This window comes from Citrobacter sp. RHBSTW-00570 (assembly GCF_013739755.1).
Classification (GTDB): domain Bacteria; phylum Pseudomonadota; class Gammaproteobacteria; order Enterobacterales; family Enterobacteriaceae; genus Citrobacter; species Citrobacter braakii.
Genome location: NZ_CP056399.1, coordinates 937882 through 963618 on the forward strand (window position 1 = coordinate 937882; position 25737 = coordinate 963618).

General features: G+C 49.6%; 22 protein-coding genes, 1 tRNA gene and 4 pseudogenes. 20 read left to right on the plus strand and 7 right to left on the minus strand.

Features of this window, described 5'->3' with window-relative positions; all coding sequences use genetic code 11:
* Nucleotides 1-45: 45 nt before the first annotated feature.
* Together bglA and HV237_RS04505 are read right to left on the minus strand one after the other, a co-directional pair.
* Entirely contained in the window at nucleotides 46-1479 is a 1434-nt protein-coding gene (gene bglA / locus HV237_RS04500) for a 6-phospho-beta-glucosidase BglA (RefSeq protein WP_016154353.1), read from the minus strand.
* Nucleotides 1480-1599: 120 nt separating this feature from the next.
* Complete coding sequence (locus HV237_RS04505) at nucleotides 1600-2328, minus strand: MurR/RpiR family transcriptional regulator (RefSeq protein ID WP_008785744.1); 729 nt, start codon at nucleotides 2326-2328, stop codon at nucleotides 1600-1602.
* Between the two features lie 52 nt (nucleotides 2329-2380).
* On the opposite strand from HV237_RS04505, the gene yqfB reads away from it, so the two are divergent.
* A complete protein-coding gene (yqfB, locus tag HV237_RS04510; protein ID WP_016154352.1) occupies nucleotides 2381-2692 on the plus strand; it encodes a N(4)-acetylcytidine aminohydrolase in 312 nt (103 codons plus the stop codon).
* A 163-nt stretch (nucleotides 2693-2855) separates the two neighbouring features.
* A complete protein-coding gene (locus HV237_RS04515) occupies nucleotides 2856-3515 on the plus strand; it encodes a hemolysin III family protein (RefSeq protein WP_016154351.1) in 660 nt (219 codons plus the stop codon).
* Nucleotides 3516-3594: 79 nt separating this feature from the next.
* Here HV237_RS04515 and ygfZ read toward each other — a convergent pair whose 3' ends face one another.
* Nucleotides 3595-4575: a tRNA-modifying protein YgfZ gene (gene ygfZ / locus HV237_RS04520; RefSeq protein WP_047357823.1), complete on the minus strand. Its 981-nt coding sequence runs from the start codon at nucleotides 4573-4575 to the stop codon at nucleotides 3595-3597.
* A 257-nt stretch (nucleotides 4576-4832) separates the two neighbouring features.
* Between ygfZ and sdhE the strand changes: the two genes are divergently transcribed.
* Both sdhE and HV237_RS04530 read left to right on the plus strand, forming a co-directional pair.
* Nucleotides 4833-5099 carry an FAD assembly factor SdhE gene (gene sdhE / locus HV237_RS04525; protein WP_016154349.1) on the plus strand — a complete coding sequence of 89 codons (267 nt, stop codon included), beginning with the start codon at nucleotides 4833-4835 and terminating at the stop codon, nucleotides 5097-5099.
* Entirely contained in the window at nucleotides 5080-5487 is a 408-nt protein-coding gene (locus HV237_RS04530) for a protein YgfX (RefSeq protein WP_047357821.1), read from the plus strand. Before sdhE ends, HV237_RS04530 begins: the two co-directional genes overlap by 20 nt.
* A gap of 100 nt (nucleotides 5488-5587) precedes the next feature.
* On the opposite strand, the gene fldB is transcribed toward HV237_RS04530, so the two are convergent.
* Nucleotides 5588-6109: a flavodoxin FldB gene (fldB, locus tag HV237_RS04535; protein WP_016154347.1), complete on the minus strand. Its 522-nt coding sequence runs from the start codon at nucleotides 6107-6109 to the stop codon at nucleotides 5588-5590.
* 113 nt (nucleotides 6110-6222) lie between these two features.
* Between fldB and xerD the strand changes: the two genes are divergently transcribed.
* The 5 genes from xerD (at nucleotide 6223) to lysS (ending at nucleotide 12438) form a co-directional block, all read left to right on the plus strand.
* The gene (gene xerD, locus HV237_RS04540) at nucleotides 6223-7119 is read left to right on the plus strand and encodes a site-specific tyrosine recombinase XerD (protein WP_016154346.1); all 897 of its coding nucleotides are present in this window, start codon (nucleotides 6223-6225) and stop codon (nucleotides 7117-7119) included.
* A gap of 23 nt (nucleotides 7120-7142) precedes the next feature.
* The gene (dsbC, locus tag HV237_RS04545) at nucleotides 7143-7856 is read left to right on the plus strand and encodes a bifunctional protein-disulfide isomerase/oxidoreductase DsbC (protein ID WP_047357820.1); all 714 of its coding nucleotides are present in this window, start codon (nucleotides 7143-7145) and stop codon (nucleotides 7854-7856) included.
* Nucleotides 7857-7861: 5 nt separating this feature from the next.
* A complete protein-coding gene (gene recJ / locus HV237_RS04550; protein WP_016157413.1) occupies nucleotides 7862-9595 on the plus strand; it encodes a single-stranded-DNA-specific exonuclease RecJ in 1734 nt (577 codons plus the stop codon).
* A gap of 217 nt (nucleotides 9596-9812) precedes the next feature.
* Nucleotides 9813-10911, plus strand: a protein-coding gene (prfB, locus tag HV237_RS04555; protein ID WP_100250065.1) for a peptide chain release factor 2 whose coding sequence is annotated in 2 segments (ribosomal slippage) — nucleotides 9813-9887 and nucleotides 9889-10911 — 1098 coding nt in all. Because the reading frame shifts where the segments join, the coding sequence is not laid out codon by codon here.
* 9 nt (nucleotides 10912-10920) lie between these two features.
* Entirely contained in the window at nucleotides 10921-12438 is a 1518-nt protein-coding gene (gene lysS / locus HV237_RS04560; RefSeq protein ID WP_005123357.1) for a lysine--tRNA ligase, read from the plus strand.
* A gap of 85 nt (nucleotides 12439-12523) precedes the next feature.
* On the opposite strand, the gene idi is transcribed toward lysS, so the two are convergent.
* The gene (gene idi / locus HV237_RS04565) at nucleotides 12524-13072 is read right to left on the minus strand and encodes an isopentenyl-diphosphate Delta-isomerase (protein WP_047357819.1); all 549 of its coding nucleotides are present in this window, start codon (nucleotides 13070-13072) and stop codon (nucleotides 12524-12526) included.
* Between the two features lie 166 nt (nucleotides 13073-13238).
* On the opposite strand from idi, the gene actS reads away from it, so the two are divergent.
* The 10 genes and pseudogenes from actS (at nucleotide 13239) to HV237_RS04610 (ending at nucleotide 21456) form a co-directional block, all read left to right on the plus strand.
* Entirely contained in the window at nucleotides 13239-13997 is a 759-nt protein-coding gene (gene actS, locus HV237_RS04570) for an amidase activator ActS (protein WP_046274955.1), read from the plus strand.
* Nucleotides 13998-14076: 79 nt separating this feature from the next.
* Nucleotides 14077-14150, plus strand: a tRNA-Gly gene (locus tag HV237_RS04575).
* Between the two features lie 195 nt (nucleotides 14151-14345).
* A complete protein-coding gene (locus HV237_RS04580) occupies nucleotides 14346-15524 on the plus strand; it encodes an integrase arm-type DNA-binding domain-containing protein (protein ID WP_049239070.1) in 1179 nt (392 codons plus the stop codon).
* Nucleotides 15525-16350: 826 nt separating this feature from the next.
* A complete protein-coding gene (locus HV237_RS04585; protein ID WP_040216727.1) occupies nucleotides 16351-16512 on the plus strand; it encodes a hypothetical protein in 162 nt (53 codons plus the stop codon).
* A 234-nt stretch (nucleotides 16513-16746) separates the two neighbouring features.
* Nucleotides 16747-17526, plus strand: coding sequence for a hypothetical protein (locus HV237_RS04590; RefSeq protein WP_080490680.1), 780 nt, complete (start codon nucleotides 16747-16749; stop codon nucleotides 17524-17526).
* Nucleotides 17527-17600: 74 nt separating this feature from the next.
* On the plus strand, nucleotides 17601-18083 hold the full coding sequence (locus HV237_RS04595) for a hypothetical protein (RefSeq protein WP_047683739.1): 483 nt from the start codon (nucleotides 17601-17603) through the stop codon (nucleotides 18081-18083).
* A 465-nt stretch (nucleotides 18084-18548) separates the two neighbouring features.
* A pseudogene (locus tag HV237_RS04600) lies at nucleotides 18549-18647 on the plus strand (IS5/IS1182 family transposase); the annotation flags it as partial.
* 11 nt (nucleotides 18648-18658) lie between these two features.
* Nucleotides 18659-18777, plus strand: a pseudogene (locus HV237_RS26110) (AAA family ATPase); the annotation flags it as partial.
* A gap of 296 nt (nucleotides 18778-19073) precedes the next feature.
* Nucleotides 19074-20156, plus strand: coding sequence for a hypothetical protein (locus tag HV237_RS04605; protein ID WP_181541734.1), 1083 nt, complete (start codon nucleotides 19074-19076; stop codon nucleotides 20154-20156).
* An 88-nt stretch (nucleotides 20157-20244) separates the two neighbouring features.
* Nucleotides 20245-21456: pseudogene (locus HV237_RS04610) on the plus strand (IS3 family transposase).
* 96 nt (nucleotides 21457-21552) lie between these two features.
* On the opposite strand, the gene glgC reads toward HV237_RS04610, so the two are convergent.
* Nucleotides 21553-22833: a glucose-1-phosphate adenylyltransferase gene (gene glgC, locus HV237_RS04615; RefSeq protein WP_181541736.1), complete on the minus strand. Its 1281-nt coding sequence runs from the start codon at nucleotides 22831-22833 to the stop codon at nucleotides 21553-21555.
* A 166-nt stretch (nucleotides 22834-22999) separates the two neighbouring features.
* Complete coding sequence (gene glgB, locus HV237_RS04620) at nucleotides 23000-25183, minus strand: 1,4-alpha-glucan branching enzyme (protein WP_031285560.1); 2184 nt, start codon at nucleotides 25181-25183, stop codon at nucleotides 23000-23002.
* Nucleotides 25184-25418: 235 nt separating this feature from the next.
* Here glgB and HV237_RS04625 point away from each other — a divergent pair.
* Nucleotides 25419-25735, plus strand: a pseudogene (locus HV237_RS04625) (transposase); the annotation flags it as partial.
* Nucleotides 25736-25737 lie beyond the last annotated feature (2 nt).

A 25737-nucleotide genomic window follows, 5' to 3' on the forward strand; every position in this document is an offset into this window, starting at 1 on the left:
TCAGTTCCCGTAAACCGGATAAGCGCAGCGCCATCCGGCAAAAAATTACAGATTCTCGCCGTTGCTGGCAATCACCGCTTTATACCACTCAAAACTTTTCTTACGCGAGCGCGACATATCGCCGGTGCCGTCGTCGTGTTTGTTCACGTAGATAAAACCGTAGCGTTTGCTGTACTGGCCGGTGGTGAACGAGACGCAGTCGATGCAGCCCCACGGCGTGTAGCCCATCAGATCTACGCCGTCATACGTTACCGCTTTCATCATCTCTTCGACGTGGGCGCGCAGATAGTCGATGCGGTAGTCGTCGTGGATGCTGCCGTCTTCTTCAACTTTGTCGTAAGCGCCAAATCCGTTTTCAACGATAAACAATGGCTTCTGATAACGCTCGTACAGTTCGCATAAGGCGTAACGCAGGCCGACCGGATCAATCTGCCAGCCCCAGTCGGATGCTTTGACGTGCGGGTTCGGCACGCTGCCCTCAAAACCGGAAATTGCATCGCCGCTACCACCTTCCGCTTTTACCGCGTTGGTCATGTAGTAGCTAAATCCGAGATAGTCGCAGGTACCTTCACGCAGGATTTGTTCATCGCCAGCTTCCATTCGAATATTGAATTCGCGGCGCTCCCACTCGTTCAGTACATAAGATGGATAGTAGCCGCGCAGTTGAACGTCGGTGAATACATAGCGTTCACGCATCGATTCCTGCGCGAACATCACATCTTCAGGCTTACAGGAGTACGGGTATAGCGGGACCATTGCCAGCATGCAGCCGACTTTCATTTCAGGGTTGATGCGACGTGCGGCTTTCACCGCCAGAGCGCTGGCCACGAACTGGTGGTGCAGCACCTGGTACATAGTCTCTTCCGGGTTTTCATGCTCGGTATACACCACGCCGGAGCAGCAATAGCCAAACAGCGGTGCACGCCAGTTACGCTGGTTGTTAATCTCGTTGAAGGTCATCCAGTATTTGACCTTGTGCTTGTAGCGCTCAAAGACCACTTCAGCAAAACGGACAAAGAAATCGACGACTTTACGATTGGTCCAGCTACCGTACTGTTGAACCAGGTGTAGCGGCATTTCGAAGTGGGAAAGGGTGATGACCGGTTCGATATTGTACTTCAGCAGTTCATCAAACATGTCGTCGTAGAATTTTAGCCCTTCTTCGTTTGGCTGGGTTTCGTCCCCTTTAGGGAAGATACGGGTCCAGGCAATTGACGTACGGAAGCATTTGAAGCCCATCTCGGCAAACAGCTTAATGTCTTCTTTGTAATGACCGTAAAAATCGACGGCTTCGTGGTTGGGGTAGTACTTACCTGGCACGACGTCTTGAGTAATTTCTCGCGGAACGCCGTGTGCCCCCCCGGTCAGTACGTCGCAAATGCTGGGTCCTTTGCCACCTTTATTCCAGCCGCCTTCAACCTGATGCGCCGCAACCGCGCCGCCCCATAAAAAATCGTTTGGTAAGGTAAGTTTTTTCATCTGCGCTCAGTCTCAAATTAATACAATCTGATTTTGAGTCTAACAAAGGAAAGATAAATGTCACGATATAACAAAATAGCGTTAATGTGATTTGTTACATCAAAAAAACATATTGTTTTTTTACGCTATTCTTTTCGCCAGCTTGCGACCGAGTGATTCCAGAATATAAATAACGGGGATCTGCGTAGTTATATCGTATACCCCGGCAATGCGTGTCTGTGGAACGTGCCAGGAGAGATTAAAGTCGGCAAGTTTCGCGAGGCGCGAATGTTCATGGCTGGTGACCGACAGAACCTTACAGTTATGCAGACTGAACTGGCTGGCAAAGCGTAGGATCTCTTCGGTTTCTCCAGAAACGGAAAGCACGATCGCCAGCGCGTTTCTGGCCATATCATTAGTTACCGGGAAATAAGGGTCATCGATGTGGTTACTAAATTTTCCGACGTTTGAGAAAAAACGAGCGCCATATTTTGCCAGAGCTCCGGATGTTCCCGCCCCGACGAATATAATACGCTCGGAAGATAATATAATATCAACAGCCTGATCGAGTAAATTGTCGAACTCGTCGTTATTGACGCCTTTAAAGAAGCTGATAATTTCGCTGGCACCGAAATTAGCCTGTTGCGGTTCATTCTGCTCTAAATATAATTTGAAGCGTACGCGAAATTCTGAGTAACCTTCACACTTAAGCTTGCGGCAAAAGCGCAGTACGGTGGTGGTGGAAACGCCCACGGCATCCGCCAGTTCGCGAATGGTCATGTACATGACTTTGTCACGGTTTTTGATGACATAGTTGTAGACCAGCATCTCAAGATTGTTGAGACTGGCGATGGCAGCGTGGGAGAACATACTCACAATGGCAAAACTCACTCATCAGACTTCATCTACAGGGAATAATAACATGCAGCCAAATGACATCACTTTTTTTCAGCGTTTCCAGGATGACATTCTGGCCGGACGCAAAACCATTACGATTCGTGACGAGTCCGAATCACACTTCAAAGCCGGTGACATTCTACGGGTTGGGCGCTTCGAAGATGAGGGGTACTTCTGCACGATTGAGGTTGTTGGCACCTCAACCGTCACGCTGGATACGCTGACGGAGAAACATGCTCGCCAGGAAAATATGACGCTAGAAGAACTTAAACACGTGATTGCCGAGATTTACCCGGATCAAACACAATTTTATGTGATTGATTTTAAATGTCTTTGATTTTAACGGTACGCCTGTTAGCTGAATATTAAAATATAATGTCATGATTTTTATTGATTATTATTTAGTTGGCAAATATTTTAGCTAACAGGTGTTCACTGGAACCATTCTCAGTTACGCTAGAGGAGCAATCACGATAGTGTTCGTTTCTCGGGAGTAAAATATGGTTCAGAAGCCATTAATTGCGCAGGGATATTCGCTGGCAGAGGAAATAGCCAATAGCATCAGTCACGGTATCGGGCTGGTGTTTGGGATTGTCGGACTGGTATTGTTGCTGGTTCAGGCAGTGGATACCAACGCCAGCGCCATGGCGATAACCAGCTATAGCCTGTATGGCGGCAGCATGATCCTGCTGTTCCTCGCCTCAACTTTATATCACGCGATCCCCCATCAAAGAGCGAAAGTCTGGCTGAAAAAGTTCGACCACTGCGCGATTTATCTGCTGATTGCCGGGACCTACACGCCATTTCTGCTGGTGGGGCTGGATTCGCCGCTGGCACGTGGACTGATGATTGTTATCTGGAGCCTGGCGCTGCTCGGTATTTTATTCAAACTGACCATTGCGCACCGGTTTAAGGTCCTGTCGCTGGTAACCTACCTGGCGATGGGCTGGCTATCGCTGATTGTGGTGTATCAACTGGCGGTTAAGCTGGCGGTGGGTGGTGTGACGTTGCTGGCAGTTGGTGGTGTGGTGTATTCGCTGGGCGTTATTTTCTACGTCTGTAAGCGCATTCCATACAACCATGCGATCTGGCACGGCTTTGTGCTGGGTGGCAGCGTTTGCCATTTCCTGGCGATCTATCTGTACGTGGGGCAGGCGTAATTATCATTACCCAGCAGTGCTGTGCTTACCGGGTCTTTAAAACGCGCGACCCGGTAAGATAAAGCCACCACCGGGCGATTTACTCTTCCAGCGAATACGGCAGCGGTACGATATGCAGCGTTTTCGCGTCGTCACGAACGCGGAACACGCTGTCGGCTTCCATGTCGTTATTCATCACAACCTGCACCAGTACCTGTCCATCCGCCAGTTGCACTGCGGCGAGTACGGTGCCGGTACGACGCCAGTTCTCACCCATTTTCAGCTCCAGGTCTTCACCTGCCGCCGGTACCCGACTGGCCGCACCTGCCAGCGTCCACATGGCACGTTTGTTGGCTCCGCGGAATTTTGCGCGAGCAACCATTTCCTGACCGGTATAGCAGCCTTTTTTAAAGCTGATCCCGCCCAGAGCCTGCAGATTGGTGGCTTGCGGAATAAACTGTGCGCTGTTGGCAGTATCAATCACCGGAATACCTGCTTCGATATCCAGCGCCAGCCACTGTTGGCTGTTATTTAACTCCGCTTCACCGCGCAGCTTCTCTACCAGGGTTTCCGCCGTTGCAATATCAACGAGCAGCAGGAAACGCTCAGCGGGATGTTCGAACCACAATATGGTGGAAGAACCTTCAGTAATGACCTGCTTATCGCTGTTTGGTAATTCGCTAAAGATATTGGCCAGCGCTGCGCGCGCCTGGAATCCCGCGACGCCCAGCAGTACGCGCTCGTCGTCCGGGGCAATCGCCACTTTCGAGAAGACCGCATATTTTTTCAGTTCGGTGAGCTGCGCATCGCGCAGACTACGGCGCTCAATCCATGCAAAACCGTCACCCTGGCGGAACAGACGCAGGTTGCTCCACATTTTACCTTTGGCGTCACAATGTGCTGCCAACACGTGCTGATGCTCGGTCATCTGGCTGACATCCGCTGTGACCTGACCCTGAATATACTTCTCACTGTCGACACCGGTGATGGTGGCGAGCGCCCATTCATCGAGCGTCATTAGCGTCAGAGGCAAGCGCGTTGACGCGAAAGGCTGGCGAGGAGGAAAAGATATAAAAGCCATAATTAATGTCCTGATTTGCTTAACGCAGTGATAATGACTAATGGTAAAAGAGCTATGGCCCATTGCAAGCGGTTTAAACAGGCTATTTGTGCCATATATTAAGCTTTGCGAGGAGACATCCAAAAATGCTGAATCCTTTGACTTAATGTGGTTTTATTTAGCGAGCACGCTTCCGTTTGCTGATATTCCCGTAAATATGAGGGAAAAACACGTTACAATAGCGGGATACTTCGTTTTCGCGAGACAGGAAGAAGAACATGGATATTAACAACAAAGCACGTATTCATTGGGCATGCCGTCGCGGTATGCGTGAGCTGGACATCTCGATCATGCCGTTTTTCGAACATGAATATGACAGCTTAAGTGATGAAGAAAAACGTATCTTTATCCGTCTGCTAGAATGTGATGATCCAGACTTATTTAACTGGTTGATGAATCATGGGAAACCGGCTGATGCTCAGCTAGAGCAGATGGTGCGACTTATCCAGACACGGAATCGGGAACGTGGTCCAGTGGCAATCTGATTTACGCGTTTCATGGCGCGCGCAATGGCTTTCGTTGCTCATTCATGGGCTGGTCGCGGTATTTATTTTATTGATGCCCTGGCCATTGAGCTACACCCCATTATGGCTGGTTCTGCTCTCTCTGGTGGTGTTCGATAGCGTCCGTAGCCAGCGCCGAATCAATGCCTGTCAGGGCGAGATTCGGCTGTTGATGGACGGTCGTCTGCGCTGGCAAGGGCAAGAGTGGACTATTGCTAGCGCACCCTGGATGGTCAAAACAGGCATGATGCTGCGTTTACGTTCCGATGCAGGAAAACGTCAGCATTTGTGGCTGGCGGCAGACAGTATGGATGACGCGGAGTGGCGGGATTTGCGGCGGTTAATACTGCAACAGGCGAGGCAGGGATAATGCTGATGAATGCCTGATGGCGTGCAGCGTTAAGGTCTACGGTTCGGTGCGGCATGTAGGCCGGATATGGCGTTTACGCCTACATCCGGCAAAATGGTTATCAGGACCAGTGTTCGGCCATTTCACCAAGGATTTGCTCGCACCAGGCCTGAATGCGTTCATCGCTGAGATCGTACTGGTTTGTTTCATCCAGCGCCAGGCCAACAAACAGCTGTCCATCGGCAATGACGGGCTTATCGCTGGTAAATTCATACCCTTCGGTTGGCCAGTAACCAACAAATTTTACGCCTTTGGTGACCAGTTTATCGTGCAGCATACCCAGCGCATCCAGGAACCATTCACCGTATCCCAACTGATCGCCCATACCGTAAAGCGCAACAATTTTGCCTTCCAGGTTGAGGTCGTCCAGTTGCTCCCAGACCGCTTCCCAGTCCTCTTGGATTTCACCGAAATCCCAGGTCGGGATACCCAAAATGAGCACGTCATACTGCTCCATTAAGGTCGGGGAATCATCTTTGAGGTTGTGCAGTGTCACCAGTTCGGGACCCAGGATATCGCGGATTTTTTCTGCTGCCATTTCGGTATAGCAGGTGCTGGAACCGTAAAAAAGACCCATGTTCATGACGTAAACATCTCAATTCTGCTGTAGCGTTGCGGGTAGTGTAACAGAATCGCCGCATTCTCGGCACAATGAGGCATAATGCATCAAAAATGAGAGTGAAATAAGGGGCGCGAGTGGAACAGGATCTGGCGCGCATCGAGCAGTTTCTTGATGCCCTGTGGCTGGAACGAAATCTGGCGGAAAACACGCTAAGTGCGTATCGTCGCGATCTGACCATGCTTGTTGAATGGCTACATCACCGCGGCGCCTCGCTTGCGACCGCGCAGAGTGATGACCTGCAAGCATTGTTGGCTGAGCGGATGGATGGGGGATATAAAGCCACCAGTTCCGCACGCTTGCTCAGTGCAATGCGGCGTTTTTTTCAGCATCTGTACCGTGAAAAATATCGCGAAGATGACCCCAGCGCCTCGCTTGCATCACCTAAACTTCCGCAGCGTCTGCCCAAAGATCTCAGCGAAGCACAGGTCGAACGACTTCTGCAGGCGCCGCTGATAGAACAACCGCTGGAACTTCGCGACAAAGCCATGCTGGAAGTATTGTATGCCACAGGCCTGCGCGTGTCTGAACTGGTGGGGCTGACGATGAGTGACGTCAGCCTGCGTCAGGGCGTGGTTCGGGTGATCGGTAAAGGTAATAAAGAGCGCCTTGTCCCGTTAGGTGAGGAGGCGGTGTACTGGCTGGAAACGTACCTGGAGCATGGGCGTCCGTGGTTGCTCAACGGTGTATCAATAGATGTGCTGTTTCCCAGCCAGCGGGCGCAACAGATGACTCGTCAAACCTTCTGGCATCGTATCAAACACTATGCTGTGTTGGCTGGAATCGACAGCGAAAAGCTGTCCCCGCACGTTCTGCGGCATGCGTTTGCCACACATCTGCTCAACCATGGCGCTGATCTGCGCGTGGTGCAGATGCTACTGGGGCATAGCGACCTCTCGACAACGCAGATTTATACTCATGTCGCAACGGAGCGCTTGCGGCAACTACATCAACAGCATCACCCGCGAGCGTGAGTGCTGACAGGAAAGGATAGGTTATGAAAAAACGTTTTATGATGTTCACCCTGCTGGCGACGGCGTTTTCCGGCATGGTACATGCAGACGATGCGGCGATTCGCCAGTCATTAGCGAAGCTGGGTGTTAAGAGTACCGAGATTCAGTCTGCTCCGGTTGCGGGCATGAAAACTGTACTGACCAATAGCGGCGTGTTGTACGTTACCGAAGACGGTAAACATATTATTCAGGGACCGATGTATGACGTGAGCGGTGCAAGCCCGGTAAACGTCACCAACCAACTGCTGATGAAGCATTTGAACGCGCTGGAAAACGAGATGATCGTCTACAAAGCGCCGCAGGAAAAACACGTCATTACCGTTTTCACCGACATCACCTGTGGCTACTGCCACAAGCTGCATGAAGAGATGAAAGACTACAATGCGTTAGGGATTACCGTACGCTATCTGGCCTTCCCTCGTCAGGGACTGGAAAGCCAGGCCGAGCAGGATATGAAATCTATCTGGTGTGCGAAGGACAAAAACAAAGCCTTTGACGACGCCATGGCTGGCAAAGATGTGAAGCCAGCGACCTGTAATGTGGACATCGCTAACCACTACGCGCTGGGCGTACAGTTCGGCGTCAGCGGTACGCCGGCGATTGTGCTGAGCAATGGCTATGTAGTGCCTGGCTATCAGGGCCCGAAAGAGATGAAAGAATTCCTCGACGCACATGCAAAACAAACCAGCGGTAAATAATTCGCGTGAAACAACAGATACAACTTCGTCGGCGTGAAGCCGACGAGACCGCCGAGCTACCTGCCGACTTGCCGCCATTGCTGCGCCGTTTATACGCCAGCCGTGGCGTGCGCAGCGCGCAGGAGCTTGAGCGTAGTGTGAAAGGCATGCTGCCGTGGCAGCATTTGAACGGTGTCGAAAAAGCGGTTGAAATCCTCTATAACGCTTTTCGCGAAGGAACCCGAATCATCGTGGTCGGCGATTTTGACGCCGATGGCGCGACCAGCACCGCGCTCAGCATTCTGGCGATGCGCGCGTTGGGCTGCAGTAACGTGGACTACCTGGTGCCTAATCGTTTTGAAGATGGTTATGGCTTAAGCCCGGAAGTCGTTGATCAGGCCCATGCCCGTGGCGCTCAACTGATTGTCACCGTCGACAACGGCATCTCGTCCCACGCGGGTGTTGAACATGCCAGAACGCTGGGGATCCCGGTCGTTGTGACCGATCACCATCTGCCAGGGGACACGCTGCCGGGCGCTGAAGCGATCATCAATCCTAACCTGCACGATTGTGAATTCCCGTCTAAATCGCTGGCTGGCGTTGGCGTGGCCTTCTATCTGATGCTGGCGCTGCGCACCTTCCTGCGTGACAAAGGCTGGTTTGATGAACGAGGAATTGCGCCGCCGAACCTGGCGGATTTGCTCGATCTGGTTGCGCTTGGCACGGTGGCCGACGTGGTCCCGCTGGATGCCAATAACCGCATTCTGACGTGGCAAGGCTTAAGCCGTATTCGTGCCGGAAAGTGCCGCCCTGGTATAAAAGCGCTGCTGGAGATTTCCAATCGCGACCCACTCAAATTGGCTGCCAGTGATTTAGGTTTTGCCCTCGGACCACGGCTGAATGCAGCGGGGCGTCTGGACGATATGTCCGTTGGCGTGGCGCTGTTGCTGTGCGACAACATTGGTGAAGCACGCGTGCTGGCCAATGAGCTGGACGCACTCAACCAGACGCGCAAAGAGATCGAGCAGGGTATGCAGGCGGAAGCGCTGACTCTGTGTGAAAAGCTGGAGCGCAGTAGCGATACGCTACCGGGCGGTCTGGCGATGTACCATCCCGAGTGGCATCAAGGAGTGGTGGGGATTCTGGCATCGCGTATTAAAGAGCGCTTTCACCGTCCGGTAATTGCGTTTGCCCCGGCCGGTGACGGTACGCTGAAAGGCTCCGGGCGCTCGATTCAGGGGCTGCACATGCGCGATGCGCTGGAGCGGCTGGACACTCTTCATCCAGGTATGATCCTCAAGTTTGGCGGTCACGCTATGGCGGCGGGTTTGTCGCTGGAAGAGGCGCAGTTTGAGCGTTTCCAGCAGCGTTTCGGCGAACTGGTAACCGAGTGGCTGGACCCCGCCTTACTGCAGGGCGAAGTGGTGTCAGACGGTGCTCTGAGCGCGGCGGAGATGACCATGGAGGTCGCGCAAATGCTGCGTGATGCCGGACCGTGGGGACAAATGTTCCCGGAACCGCTGTTTGACGGGCATTTCCGTCTGCTCCAGCAGCGTCTGGTCGGTGAGCGTCATCTGAAGGTGATGGTGGAGCCCGTCGGTGGTGGACCGTTGCTGGACGGTATTGCGTTTAACGTTGATACCACCTGCTGGCCGGATAACGGTGTTCGCGAAGTTCAGCTTGCCTACAAACTGGATATTAATGAGTTTCGCGGCAACCGCAGCCTGCAGATTATAATCGATAATATCTGGCCACTTTAGCGTCACTTTACACAAAATCATTCAAGCTGCATTGAGGCGGCAAGTGGATGAGTCTCCATGAGCGTATGAGTAGTACGTGACTGGGGCGAAATCGCGCAGCCAACAAAGAGGCAGCTTGAAGGATGATGTGTATATTCGCTATAAAAAAGGGTGTGGATTAGTTACAATCCCGCTCTTATAACCGCATTTTGACTAGTCCAATAAAAGAAATCAGACAATGTTTGAAATTAATCCGGTAAATAACCGCATTCAGGACCTCACGGAGCGCTCTAACGTTCTTAGGGGGTATCTTTGACTATGATGCCAAGAAAGAGCGTCTGGAAGAAGTAAACGCCGAGCTGGAACAGCCGGACGTATGGAACGAACCCGAACGCGCGCAGGCGCTGGGTAAAGAGCGTTCCTCCCTTGAGGCCATCGTTGATACGCTTGATCAGATGAGCCAGGGCCTGGAAGATGTCTCCGGCCTGCTGGAACTGGCTGTAGAAGCCGACGACGAAGAAACCTTTAACGAAGCCGTAGCAGAACTTGATACGCTGGAAGATAAGCTGGCCCAGCTGGAATTCCGTCGTATGTTCTCCGGTGAATATGATAGCGCAGATTGCTATCTCGATATTCAGGCTGGCTCAGGCGGTACGGAAGCACAGGACTGGGCAAGCATGCTGATGCGTATGTACCTGCGTTGGGCTGAAGCGCGCGGCTTTAAGACTGAAATTATTGAAGAATCTGAAGGTGAAGTGGCGGGTATTAAATCCGTGACCATCAGAATTGCTGGCGAATATGCTTACGGTTGGTTGCGTACCGAAACCGGTGTACATCGCCTGGTGCGTAAAAGCCCATTCGACTCCGGCGGTCGTCGCCATACGTCGTTCAGCTCTGCGTTTGTCTACCCGGAAGTTGACGATGATATTGATATCGATATCAACCCGGCGGACCTGCGTATTGACGTTTACCGCGCTTCTGGTGCGGGCGGTCAGCACGTTAACCGTACCGAATCTGCGGTGCGTATCACCCACATCCCGACCGGGATTGTGACGCAGTGTCAGAACGACCGTTCCCAGCACAAGAACAAAGACCAGGCCATGAAGCAGATGAAAGCGAAGCTTTATGAACTGGAAATGCAGAAGAAGAATGCCGAGAAACAGGCGATGGAAGATACTAAATCAGATATCGGCTGGGGTAGCCAGATTCGTTCTTATGTCCTTGATGACTCCCGCATCAAAGATCTGCGTACCGGGGTTGAAACCCGCAACACGCAGGCGGTGCTGGATGGCAGCCTGGATCAATTTATCGAAGCAAGTTTGAAAGCAGGGTTATGAGGAACCAACATGTCTGAACAACACGTACAGGGCGCTGACGCGGTAGCCGACCTTAACAATGAACTGAAAACGCGCCGTGAGAAGCTGGCGAGCCTGCGCGAGCAGGGGATCCCCTTCCCGAACGATTTCCGTCGCGATCATACCTCAGACCAACTGCATGCTGACTTCGACGCGAAAGAAAACGAAGAGCTGGAAGCGCTGAACATTGAGGTATCCGTTGCTGGCCGTATGATGACCCGCCGTATTATGGGTAAAGCATCATTCGTTACGCTGCAGGATGTTGGCGGCCGCATTCAGTTGTACGTTGCTCGCGACGATCTGCCGGAAGGCGTCTACAACGAGCAGTTCAAAAAATGGGATCTGGGCGATATCCTCGGCGCGAAAGGTAAGTTGTTCAAGACCAAGACCGGTGAGCTGTCTATCCACTGCACCGAGCTGCGTCTGCTGACGAAAGCGTTGCGTCCATTGCCGGATAAATTCCACGGTCTGCAGGATCAGGAAGCGCGCTATCGTCAACGCTACCTGGACCTCATCTCTAACGATGAATCCCGTAATACCTTTAAAGTGCGTTCACAGATTATGGCTGGTATCCGTCAGTTCATGGTTGGTCGTGGCTTTATGGAAGTAGAAACCCCGATGATGCAGGTGATCCCTGGCGGGGCGGCAGCGCGTCCGTTTATCACCCATCATAACGCGCTGGATCTGGACATGTACCTGCGTATCGCGCCGGAACTGTACCTCAAGCGCCTGGTGGTTGGCGGTTTCGAACGCGTATTCGAAATTAACCGTAACTTCCGTAACGAAGGCATCTCTGTTCGCCATAATCCAGAGTTCACCATGATGGAACTCTACATGGCTTATGCGGACTACAAAGATCTGATCGAACTGACCGAATCGCTGTTCCGTACGCTGGCGCAGAACGTTCTGGGAACGACTGAAGTGCCTTACGGCGAAGAAGTCTTTGACTTTGGTAAGCCGTTCGAAAAACTGACGATGCGCGAAGCGATTCAGAAATACCGTCCGGAAACCAACATGGCCGATCTGGATAACTTCGATTCTGCAAAAGCGATTGCGGAATCTATCGGCATCAAAGTTGAGAAGAGCTGGGGTCTGGGTCGTATCGTGACCGAAATCTTTGAAGAAGTTGCAGAAGCGCACCTGATTCAACCGACCTTCATTACCGAGTACCCGGCAGAAGTTTCTCCGCTGGCGCGTCGTAATGATGAAAATCCGGAAATCACCGATCGCTTCGAATTCTTCATTGGCGGACGTGAAATCGGTAACGGCTTCAGCGAGCTGAACGATGCAGAAGATCAGGCGCAGCGTTTCCAGGATCAGGTTAACGCCAAAGATGCAGGTGACGACGAAGCGATGTTCTACGACGAAGACTATGTTACCGCTCTGGAACACGGTCTGCCGCCGACTGCGGGCCTGGGCATTGGTATCGACCGTATGGTTATGCTGTTCACAAACAGCCATACTATCCGCGACGTAATCCTGTTCCCGGCAATGCGCCCGGTTAAGTAAGATGTGAAATGCCGGATGGCGGCTGATGCCTTATCAGGCCTACGATGCGTTATGTAGGCTTGATGGGCGTAGCCCCGTCAGGCAATCAATTCCCGTTGGCAAACTTGCGCAGTAACTCTCGCGCCTTAACGTCAGAAACCTGCATTACCATCCACGGGCTAAAAGCCCACGGCGTCGCGTCAATCCCGCTCAATACATCCTCAAGATTGCTCCACTGGGAATCCATCACTTCATCTGGGTTTAGCTGTAGCTCACTGACGATATGTGCGGCATAAACCGGGCATACTTCGTTTTCCACTATTCCACTCGGATCCGTGGCGCAATAACGAAAATCAGCATACACGGGGCTGAGCGAGTCGATGTCTGCACCCAGCTCGAAGCAAGCCCGGCGGATAATAGCGGCTTCGGTGCTTTCACCCAACTGCGGGTGACCGCAGACAGAGTTGGTCCAGACGCCTGGCCAGGCTTTTTTGTGCAGCGAACGGCGGGTGACCAGCAGTTGACCCTGCTCGTTAAATATCCAGCATGAGAAAGCAGAGTGCAGGGGGGTTGTGGCGGTATGCGCCGCATACTTTTCCAGTGTTCCACAGGGCTGGCCCTGCTCATTCAATAAAATGACATGTTCCTGTCGCATAGCGTCCACCATCAATCTTAAGCATTCACATTATATGCTTTATTAAGTCAGAATGATTAACAGAGGGTGTGAAATGCCAGAGTCGACGCTTCGTTGCGCGATATGATTTGGCATCCGGTTTCTGGCTGCTATGATAAAGCGTCTGAAAATGTTGCGAGGTATTGTTTTGAGTGCAGGACGCCTGAAGAAAAATGGCCTGAGTATCGCGATGCTGCTGTGTGTCGGTCTGCTGTTAGCAGGCTGTTCCGGGAGCAAGTCGTCTGATACAGGAAGTTATTCCGGCTCCGTGTATACCGTGAAGCGGGGAGATACGCTATACCGTATTTCGCGCGCCACCGGGACCAGCGTAAAAGAGCTTGCACGCCTGAATAATATTTCGCCGCCCTATACCATTGAAGTGGGGCAAAAGCTGAAGGTCAGCGGCGGCGCGAAAACCAGTTCAGGCTCTGGCAAAACAACGACGAAATCCTCAACCAAAACGGCGGCGGTCAGACCATCTTCGTCCGTACCGCAGTCCTCCTGGCCACCGGTAGGACAGCGCTGCTGGCAGTGGCCTGCCAGCGGTAAAGTGATTCTGCCTTATTCAACCGCGGACGGCGGCAATAAAGGCATTGATATCTCAGCTGCGCGCGGTACGCCGATTTATGCCGCCGGAGCCGGGAAGGTGGTTTATGTCGGTAATCAGCTACGGGGTTACGGTAATCTCATTATGATTAAGCACAGTGAGGACTACATCACTGCGTATGCGCATAATGACACCATGTTGGTGAACAACGGTCAAAACGTGAAAGCCGGGCAGAAGATCGCGACGATGGGCAGCTCGGATGCGACCACGGTGCGGCTGCATTTCCAGATCCGCTATCGGGCGACGGCTATCGATCCGCTGCGTTATTTGCCACCAAAGGGCAGTAAGCCAAAATGCTGACGGTGAATTAATCGCCAGTCAGTCAGTTAGTCCCTTGCCAAGAAGAGCGTAAGGTTTATAATCCCTTACGCACTCCAATGCGGGCGTAGTTCAATGGTAGAACGAGAGCTTCCCAAGCTCTATACGAGGGTTCGATTCCCTTCGCCCGCTCCATTTTCAACTCTCCAGAACTCCACTAAATTAAACTACCTCATGATTTAACTGGTTTTTTTGGCATTTTCTTGTCAACTGAACTCTACTTGGCTTACCCCAAATCAATAGCCTGTGTTGCATAGAAATGTGTATAGGCTCTCCTATACACTCTGGAACTATACACATAGCGAAATTTCAGAGGAGAAAACTATACATATGCCTCTTACTGACCTTGAGATCCGCCGCGCGAAGCCTGCGGAAAAAACGTATACCAAAGCCGATGGCAACGGTCTGTCTCTACAAATTGAGCCCAACGGTTCAAAGGGATGGCGATTCCGTTACCGCTTCGAAGGTAAAGCTAAAATGCTTTCTTTAGGGACATACCCGAAGGTTTCCTTATCCGAAGCGCGTAGACGGCGAGATGAGGCTCATGATCTGCTGGCTACGGGTATCAATCCCAGTGATTCGCGTAAAGAGAAGAAACTGGCTCAGCAGGACAGGCTGGGGAATACCTTTGAGGCGATTGCCCGTGAGTGGTATCAGCGGCGTTACGATCTTTGGGCCGAGTCGTACCGCACTGAAATGATCGCTACTTTTGAGAAGGATGTCTTTCCTCATATCGGTCATCGTCCAATAGATTCGATTACGCCTATGGAGCTGATGGCAGTTTTGACCCGCCTTGAGAAACGAGGTGCAACGGAGAAAATGCGCAAAGTACGTCAGCGCTGTGGTGAGGTATGGAAATATGCAATCGCAACAGGGCGTGCTCTATCTAACCCTGCGCCAGATCTTGCCAGCGTGATGATGCCCCATAAGAAAGAACATTATGCGCACCTGGAAGTTTCGGAGTTATCAGACTTCTTTACCGTGTTGCAGGCGTACACGGGAAATATACTCGTTAAGCTGGCTATGAGGCTTCTGATACTGACGGGGACTCGTCCCGGTGAGCTACGTAAAGCGGAATGGTCAGAGTTCGACTTTGAAAATAACCTCTGGAGCATTCCTGAAGAGCGAATGAAAATGCGACGACCACACCTCGTTCCGCTATCCCGACAGGCGCTGGCTATTCTGGAAGAACTGAAAACGATGACGAGTGGTTATCAATACGTTTTTCCCGGTAGGCTTGAGAAGGTTAAGCCAATCAGCGATATGTCTCTTAACGTGCTAATTCGTCGTGTCGGTTACGGTGGCAGGGCTACCGGGCATGGTTTCCGCCACACGATGAGTACCATTTTGCATGAGCAGGGCTTTAATTCAGCATGGATTGAGCTACAGCTTGCCCATGTGGATAAGAACAGCATTCGCGGCACTTACAACCATGCGCAGTATCTGGATGGCAGGAGAGAGATGATGCAGTGGTATGCGGATTATCTAGACTCACTGAAAGCTTCGTAAGTAAAGCTGTAATCAAATAGTAAAGGCATCTGTCCATTAACGTTCGGGTGCCTTTTTGTTTTTTAACAACCGAAAATCAGGAGATTTTATCAATGACTACAACATGTCCTATATGTGGTTCTGAGCGCGTCAGCGAACGTAACATTGGGAGGAAGGCAGGAAGTATCGCTGGAGGTGTGGCTGGAGCACTTAGCGGCGCAGGTACAGGGGCTGCAATCGGCTCTGTTGTGCCAGTTCTGGGGACTGCGGCCGGGGCCGTTATTGGTGCTGTGTTTGGGAGATTTGTGGCTGGTGCAACTGCAGGAGCAGTTACCGGCTCAGCCCTTGATGGACTCGTGTTTGACAGATATGAGTGTGGCGATTGTGGTCATACCTTTGACTAGAAGGTTATGAGAAATGTCATATCCTTATGTTTTTAATGAATAAAAAATACCCACTACTTGCCTCATCAATTTTAATACACCACATGCCCCGCATAAACCGATCTACAAAAACGATCGATATCATTATAATGATAGTTGCAAGCTATCAAATATATAAAATTGATCGTTTATATCGATAGATTACGCAGATCAATTATTGAAATTCGATCGGTAATAACAATTTTACCTGCACTCGTAACCTCCCTATCTTAGAAAGGATTTGATTAGAATCAGGCCAGGATTCTCATCGGGTGACAATTAGGAGATGCACCATGCGCCTATAGCAAGGATGTTTCAATGCGGCAGGTATAAGTCTGCCCATCCATTCAACATGTTTATCGGACAAAGTGACGGCATTAAACCACCACTTCAATCATTTATTGCTATTTTTCAAGGAGCCAACGATGGCATTTATTCTTTTACTTTTGTGGATCGGAGCATCGATAGTTATTGGTAAATTGGCTCAGGCCAGTGGCCGTTCGTTCTTCATATGGTTTGTTATCAGTATGCTTATAGACCCCATATTTGGTGCGATTCTTTTTGCTGTAGTCGTGAGGTCAAAATGAAGCCAGAAAGAATTAAGAGGCTTTTTAAAGCCTATCTAGGCATTGGTGTTTTATTCATGTTGCTTGTTTGTATAGGGATTGTTGTTTTGTTATGTTTATAAGGGAAGTGATTACGTATTTTAATAATTCTTTTATATCTACCGCTATACTCACTTCCTGTTCAACACTCTTGAAGTATATCAGTTTAACGTTCTCTGTAATATTTTGGCTATTATGTAAAGATAAGGAATTATCATGATAAACTATTATGAATATCTTGAGCTGGATATGAATGTCAGCTTTGATGAATTAAACCATGCGATACAAAAAGTAAGTGAGCGTGATGATGCAGATTTAAAATTAATCCGTGAAATGAAGTCCATTTTGTTAAACGATGAAGCCAGGGTACTGTATAATAATAAATTGATTTCTTTTATTGTTGGCGATAGAAAAAAGTCTGATTTTGTAAGCGCTGAGAATATCCGTAAATTATTAAATATAGACAGCTCGTCTTTACATGAAAAATATATCTGGATTGCAACGGGATTGTTTGTTGTCGGCGTTTTATCCGCATGTTTGTTTAGTTTAGCTGTCAACTATACGGTTAATCTGTTCGTTATGATTGCCCTGGTTATTTTGTTCTATATGGACTGGAAGCTACTGGATAAACATGGTAAGGCAAGTTTTTCAAAATGGTGGATTCTTTTTTCGCCAGTTTATATTGCTAAACGTTGTAAAGCCGTTGGTCAGGGGAAAATGCTGTTGCTGGTCTGGCTTGGGATCTGGGTTGTATATGGCATCGGGAACTTTGCGTTCAATGGTAGCAAAGCGATGCTGGAACGTACAGCATGCGAGGTGGTAACGGATATCTATCATAAACAGTTACGTCAATACTCACAGCAATGTGAGAACGTAACGTTAACTGAAAGTGAAGGGAAACAGCACTATGGATTTGCTCAACTTAGTGATGGTACAACTAAAGATATTACCGTGACAGAACAATCAGATGGTAAGATTGTTGTATATATTGAATAGGCATTTTTGAGGCAAAGTACTTACCTTTGGGGTAAGTGCTTTTTATTTATTATTTATTTTTAGAGGGGATTTGTATGAGGTTTTTAAATGGAATTAAATATGTGACTGCTCTGGGAGTAATTACTATCTCCTGTTCAGTAATGGCATCACCTTATGGAGATTCAGATGTTCTGTTCGGATGTGTCATAAAAGGTAAAACCACTAAAGAGGTGGCTGTGTTAAGAAATAATAATGAGGTCGCTTATTTATTCGGTAAGTCGGATATTAACGGAGATGGTGGGGTTATTCCTGAAATCACTTTGGTGAAAAATGTGAGCCAGTTAAGTCAGGCCTGGAATTACAGTAGGGCTGAGGGTGTGTCGATACATACATTGAACATACCAGAAAACGAGTATACTTACTCTGTTTCCTATATCGATGATGGAAAAAATACTGATGGGGAAATAACTGTTTTAAAACAGGGAAAAGAAATCAGTACGATAAAATGCGATGATGTCTGGGAACAACATCTGGGTGACAGCAATATGATGCATGGTATCCCCGATGAGTCAGAGTGATGTATCTGATATGTACTGTACCAGTTCACATGAGTGTTAACTGGTACAAAATATAGAAATATCAACTTAGGTAACGGTTTAATAGTGGCAATTAATAACCACCTCCTATGGAGGTGGTCAAGAAAACTAAAAGGGTAACTGACCATTCTATCAGCATTTTTCAACTATCGAAGAAAGAAATCCACAGTCATGTGGCTTATCAAAACCAGAGCTACTTTTCAGATATTCAGTAATCAGCGCTCCAATAATCTTAACCGACTTTTTGTTAGTTGTTATAAAGCCCAATGGCATAGTCACTGGCAAAGTTTCAGGTTGAGAAATATGGTAGATAACAACAGATAATTCATTCTCGAGATGGAGGATCCCATTGTTTACCTTGACTGTATCGTCGGCTTTGTTGAATAAATCGAACTTTCAGGAGATGGGCGGATCTGATCGTTACAGACGTTTCAGCATCAGGTCCCCATGGCAAAGCAAAAGTTTAAAATCACCAACTGGTCTGCCTACAACAAAGTGCTCAGGCAGCGCGGTTCGCTGACGGTCTGGCTTGATGAGTCTGCCATTACTGATCTTGCCCAGCAACGGCAGACACAATCTTGGACAGACTGGTGCATAACGCGCAAAGAGTGGTTCTGCAGGGTAAATTTACGAGAAAAAACCGCCAGTAGTGGAAAGCGGCGAAAAAACAGGTTAAAAAGTAGAATGAAAAGTTAAGTTCCCAGTTGATAGAATGGATGAGAAACTCTGATAGAACTTCAATGCCAATCCGTAACCGAATAGAGCGAAATACTCAGTGAGAAGCACTGATCGGAAAAATGTATCAATATTAGTCTATTGTATTAGACTGAACCTTCCTTTTAAATGATTTGCGCATTCCTAAAATCATTATTTAGTGATAATATTAGGGGCATGGCATAGAGAAGATTCGTGGTCCTAGCTATTAGTCGCACTCAGGTTTACTGGATGAGAGGTATTTTTAGGAGGAGTAAAATGGAAAAAAAATCCTTAAGAAAAATAAAAAAATGGATAATCGCGGCTGCAATATTTACTCAGACTTTAGGGTCTGCATATGGAAATTTAAACTTCCAAGCAGGAGCAATGGAGGATGGAACGTTTCTACTTACCGTAAATGGAAGTATTTCTTCAGGAGATGCATACATTTTCGCAAAACAAATCGACTCATTTAAGCAAGATAACATGCCACTCAGTCAGATTTGGTTAAATAGTCTTGGTGGTAATGTTGCCGACGCCTTAAAGATGTCATTGATTATATCAAGTAATAATTTAACAACGGTAGTGCCAAATAGATGGGAGTGTGTTAGTGCTTGCGTTCTTTTATTTGGCGCGGGAATACGACGCCATGCTTTTCCCGAAAGTATAATTGGTGTTCATCGTATAAGCATTAATGAAATTGATAATGACCAAGCAAGATCATTATCACTTGATATGGACACTGTATACACCGCAATGAACTTCCCAGAAAACATTAAATACAAAATGTTAACGACGCCCCCTAATGACGTATATTATCTAACAACAATAGACAAAAAGAACATATCAACGACATACTCAAATACTAAGCAGGTTGATACATCGTATAGAAACTCTGGAATCTCAGCACCACGGGTAATAATCACTAAAAAAGATCGTTCAGAATCAAGAGCGCTAAATCAAAAGGCTATTATACAAATTAGGTCAAATCAGTTCATTTCTGCTATAGCTAATCTTGAAACAGCAAAAAAAATATACCCGTCAGATGCTGAAGTATTAGGGAACCTTGGATATGCATATTACATGATCGGCGATTATACTGCAGCACAAATGAATCTGACATCATCACTTAAACTAGCTCCACGTAGAGGTTCATCATGGAATAACCTTGGATTAGTTTTAGCATCGACTAATCAAATAGAATGGGCCGTAAATTGCTTTATAAATTACTGGAACTTTTCAAAAAATAAAAAAACGGCAACAAATCAGTTCTTTTCATGGGAGCAAGAACGTCCAGGAACTGGTATTGATATAGCATCAAAAAGAGCTCGTTCTACCCTTGGGATTTATTCACCCGAGTGATGTCGCCCCCTGAAACCCCAGACTGTAGCTGTATCCCCAGATAAGAGATAGGCTTGAATATATGTCTAACACTAACGCCAATTTTGAGATGACCAGAATCCTGTTAGGGCAAGAAGTCCGTAAACGTAAACTCCTCAGGAGAAGATCGCCATTATCCAGCAGACGATGGAGCCGGGCATGAATGTCTCCCACGTCACACGCCTGCACGGTATTCAGCCCAGTTTGCTGTTCAAGTGGAAGAAGCAATACCAGGAAGGCAGCCTTACCCCCGTTGCGGCCGGAGAGGAAGTCGTTCCAGCTTCAGAGCTTACTGCTGCTCTGAAGCAGGTCCGGGAGCTTCAGCGCCTTCTGGGCAGGAAGACGATGGAAGTTGAGATCATGAAAGAAGCCGTGGAGTACGGTGTATCCCGAAAATGGATAGCGCATGCGCCCTTGTTGCCAAAGGACAAGGAATAGCACAGGTCAGCCGCACCATGGGCGTGTCGCGTGCGCAATTATCACTTCGGGTTAATCGTTCCGCCGACTGGCAGGATGGGCGGTGTAACCAGCGCGATGAAGAAGCGGATGCGGCGCTGCTATGGCGCATACTGGTGGTTATCGCCGATATGCCGTGTTATGGCTACCGCCGGGTCTGGGCGGTGCTGCGGCGTCAGGCCCGCGATGAGGGGCTTGCGCCGGTGAATGCTAAACGGGTTTATCGGGTGATGAGCGAAAACAGCCTGTTGTTGCTGCATGACAGGCCGCCGCGCCCGGTGCCGGGTCGGGAACACAACGGTAAGGTGGCGGTGGCGCAGAGCGATCAGCGCTGGTGCTCTGACGGCTTCGAGTTCGGCTGCGACAATGGCGAGAAACTGCGGGTAACGTTCGCGCTGGACTGTTGCGACAGAGAAGCCATAGACTGGGCGGCGAGTACCGGTGGCTACGACAGTTCGACCGTGCAGGATGTAATGCTGAGGTCGGTAGAAAAGCGCTTCGGCGATAAGTTGCCGGACACAGCGGTGCAGTGGCTGGCGGACAACGGTTCCGCGTATACCGCGCATGAAACGCGGAGGTTCGCCTGAGAGCTGAATCTGGAGCCCTGCACAACAGCGGTGAGCAGCCCGCAGAGTAATGGCATGGCCGAACAGTTCGTGAAGACGATGAAGGAAGACTATATCGCGTTCATGCCAAAACCGAATGTGAGAACAGCCCTGCAAAACCCTGCAGCAGCAGCGTTCACGCATTACAATGAACCCCGCACAGTGCGCTGGGATATTACTCCCCTGGGGAATACCGGCGACAGCGGGCATCGTTAACTTAAGATACAAAAGCTGTCCGGGGATGGCAGGGTAAGATCAGTCCGGGCTAGAGATTGTCACCATGATCTCTGCGGAATGCCTTTCAGGAGATCCGTTCATTATTCAGGCCTCCTCAGCATTTCTTTAGTGACAAGAACGATCCCTTCTTCAGAACGATAAAAACGACGGGCGTCCTCGACAGCATTCTCACCAATGACCGTTCCTTCAGGGATCACACATCCACGATCAATCACACAGCGTCGTAACCGACAGGAACGTTCTACCCACACACCGGGTAATAAAACAACCGAATCAATATTGCAAAAAGAGTTAATCCGTACGCTGGAGAATAAAACTGAATGAACAACGACAGAACCAGATATAATGCAGCCGCCGGAGATCAGTGAATTCATGGTCATTCCATGACTGCCTGTGCGGTCCTGAACAAATTTTGCGCTCGGTAAAGACTCTACATAAGTATGGATCGGCCAGTTGCGATCATAAACATCTAGTTCAGGTACCACGGAAGCTAAATCAAGGTTCGCTTTCCAGTAGGCCTCCAGAGTTCCGACATCACGCCAGTACGGTTCTGCATTATTATCTGTCTGCACACAGGAGCGCGGGAAAGGATGTGCCCAGGCTTCTCCGGATACCGTAATTGCTGGAATAATATCTTTGCCGAAATCGTGGCTGGACTGTTCATCCCGACCATCTTCATCCAGTAGCTGATAGAGGTATTCAGCATCAAATACATAGATCCCCATACTGGCAAGCGATTTGGTTTTATCCCCCGGCACAGTAGGAGGATTAGAAGGTTTTTCAATAAAATCAATGATTTTATCATTTTCATCCACAGCCATGACACCAAAAGCACTTGCGTATTCCACAGGTACAGGAAGGCAGGCCACAGTACACCGGGCTCCTTTTTTAACATGGTCAATCAGCATCCGGGAATAATCCTGTTTATAGATATGATCACCCGCTAGAATAACGACATATTCCGCACCATAGCGTCGAATAATATCCAGGTTCTGTGTGACAGCATCGGCAGTACCCCGGTACCAGTTCTCACCATGCACGCGTTGCTGGGCGGGTAATAAATCGACGAATTCATTCATCTCTTCATTGAGGAAAGACCAACCGCGCTGGATATGCTGAACCAGGGAATGTGATTGATATTGTGTAATGACCCCAATCCGTCTTATCCCGGAATTAATACAGTTTGATAAAGCAAAATCAATAATCCTGAACTTGCCACCAAAATGTACCGCCGGTTTTGCCCGGGTTGCTGTCAGGTCTTTTAATCGTGTCCCTCGACCTCCCGCTAGGATCAGCGCCACAGATTTAAGCGGTAACTGGCGTGCCAGCATGACATTGTCATTATATTCATGTTTACTCATAGTGATGTCCTGCCATTAAAATAAAAACAACAAAAGGAAACAGCGAATAAAAAATATTCTTCTGTAAATTAATTCAGAAGAGACCACCTCCGGGAATAACTCAACTACCATGGCACTACTATTTAAATGAATAACCCCACCGCCGGGTAGTAGAAACCTCCGAAGTTTATTGATTATCAGGCACCCTTGTAAGCCAGATCGTCGCCAGCGGCGGTAGCGTAATGGAGAGGGAATGCTCGCGACCATGGCTGGCAATGACATCGCTTTCAACGATGCCGCCATTACCGGTATTGCTGCCATGATAGTGCATTGAGTCAGTGTTCAGCTCTTCGCGCCAGCGGCCAGGCTGGTTGATGCCGAAACGATAATCATGGCGCGGTACCGGGGTGAAGTTGCTGACGACGATAATTTCGTTACCCTCCCTGTCGCGACGCACAAAGACAAACACCGAGTGCTCATGATCGTCGACCACCAGCCATTCGAAACCGTAGTGGTCGAAATCCAGCTCATGCAGCGCTTTGTGGCGACAATAGGTATGGTTGAGATCGCGCACCAGTCGCTGAACGCCGTGGTGCCAGCTGTCTACGCCCTCAAGCAGACGCCAGTCGAGGCTTCCGTCGTGATTCCACTCACGTCCTTGTGCAAACTCATTGCCCATAAACAGCAGCTTTTTACCCGGGAAGGCGAACAGCCATCCGTAGTAGGCTCGCAGGTTAGCGAACTTCTGCCAGGCATCGCCCGGCATGCGGTCGAGAATGGATTTTTTGCCGTGCACCACTTCATCATGAGAGAGTGGCAGGACAAAGTTTTCGGTGTAGTTGTAGAGCATACCGAAGGTCATCTTGTTGTGATGAAAACGACGGTATACCGGATCCAGTTTCATATAGTCGAGGGTATCATGCATCCAGCCCATGTTCCACTTGAACCAGAACCCCAGACCGCCAGTGGAGGAAGGACGAGAAACGCCAGCAAAATCGGTCGACTCTTCCGCCATCGTTACCGCCCCCGGCGTCTGTTCGCCCAGCACGCGGTTGGTATTACGCAGGAACTCAATGGCTTCAAGGTTTTCCCGGCCGCCAAATTCGTTCGGTACCCACTCACCTTCTTTGCGGCTGTAGTCGCGATAAATCATTGATGCCACCGCATCGACCCGCAGCGCATCAATGCCAAAGCGTTCAATCCAGTACAGCGCATTACCAACCAGGAAGTTGCTGACCTCGCGGCGGCCGTAGTTGTAAATCAGGGTGTTCCAGTCCTGGTGGTAGCCTTCGCGCGGGTCGCAGTGTTCATACAGCGAGGTGCCGTCAAACGAGGCGAGCGCAAAGTCATCCGCCGGAAAATGGCCTGGCACCCAGTCCAGAATAACGTTAAGCCCCGCGGCGTGCGCGGCGTTGATAAAGTAGCGGAAATCCTCCCGGGTGCCGAAGCGACGGGTGGGCGCGTACAGCCCGGTCGGCTGATAGCCCCAACTGCCGTCAAACGGATGTTCGTTAACCGGCAGCAGCTCCAGATGAGTAAAGCCCATCCATTTGGCATACGGGACCAACTGGTCGGCAAGCTCGCGATAGCTCAGCCAGAAGTTATTATCGGTGTGGCGGCGCCAGGAGCCGAGGTGCACTTCATAAATCGATATAGGCGCATCAAACTGGTTAGCCTGCTTGCGCGCTGGAGGCTGCTCGACCTTTTCCGGCAACCCGCAGATAAGCGAGGCGCTTTCCGGGCGCATTTGCGCTTCGAAGGCGTAAGGGTCGGACTTCACCCGCAGATTGCCGTGGGCATCAATAAGCTCGAATTTGTACAACTGACCGTTAAACGCGCCGGGAACAAACAGCTCCCAGATGCCGGACTCTTTACGTAGTCGCATCAGATGGCGACGACCATCCCAGTAGTTAAACTGGCCAACGACCGACACCCGGCGGGCATTAGGTGCCCAGACCGAGAAGCGCGTACCGACAACATCGTCTATCGTATCGGGATGCGCGCCCAGCGTTTCATAGGGGCGAAGATGCGTGCCTTCCGACAGCAGCCAAATGTCCAGTTCCTGTAACAGTGGGCCAAAACGGTACGGGTCATCAATCAGATGCTGCTGTCCGTGCCAGGTGGCGGCCAGCTGATAGCGAAAAGGATTTTTACGACGCGGCAGAACGCCGCTAAAGAAACCGCGCAAATCAAGGCATTCCAGCTTGCCGACTTTGCGCCCGTTTTTTGGTTCAATGACCCACACATCGGTGGCATCAGGTAATAATGCACGAACTTCCAGTCCGGCGTCGGTACAATGCATACCAAGTGTAGAGAATGGATCCGAACAGCAACCAGTAAAAAGTGCTTCAATCACTTTTTTTTTCATCATGCCTCCCTACTATCATCTCTTATCGGCTATCTGTAAATATATGGCTGCTAACAGCCTGCGTGAACAACCCCAATAAGTAAATGATGTTTTTAATATTTATCTTTAGATTAATTATCTCTTAATCTTTTTCTGTGAGTAAACCGTCACTTTTGGGTCGTAATGCAGATTAGACTGGCCCCATGAATCACCAGACACTTCGACCCACTTTAAATTAATGACTAGTCGGGAGATAAGCATGATCGAAGAGTTGCTGGGACCAGAGCGCCACAGGCGCCGTTGTCCACAGGAAAAGATTGCCATCGTTCAGGAAACGCATCGCCTAGCATGACCATTTCCCATGTTGCACGGCTTCATAGTGTGAATGCAAACCAGATCTTCGCCTGGCGAAAGCAGTACAAGGAAGGTAGTCTCACCGCGATCATGGCTGGCGAAGATGTTGTTCCCGCCTCAGAACTTGCGGCGACGGTGAAACAAATCAAAGAGCTACAGCGCTTGCTGGGTAAAAAGACCATGGAGAATGCGCTGCTGAAGGAAGCCGTTGAGTATGGTCGGCA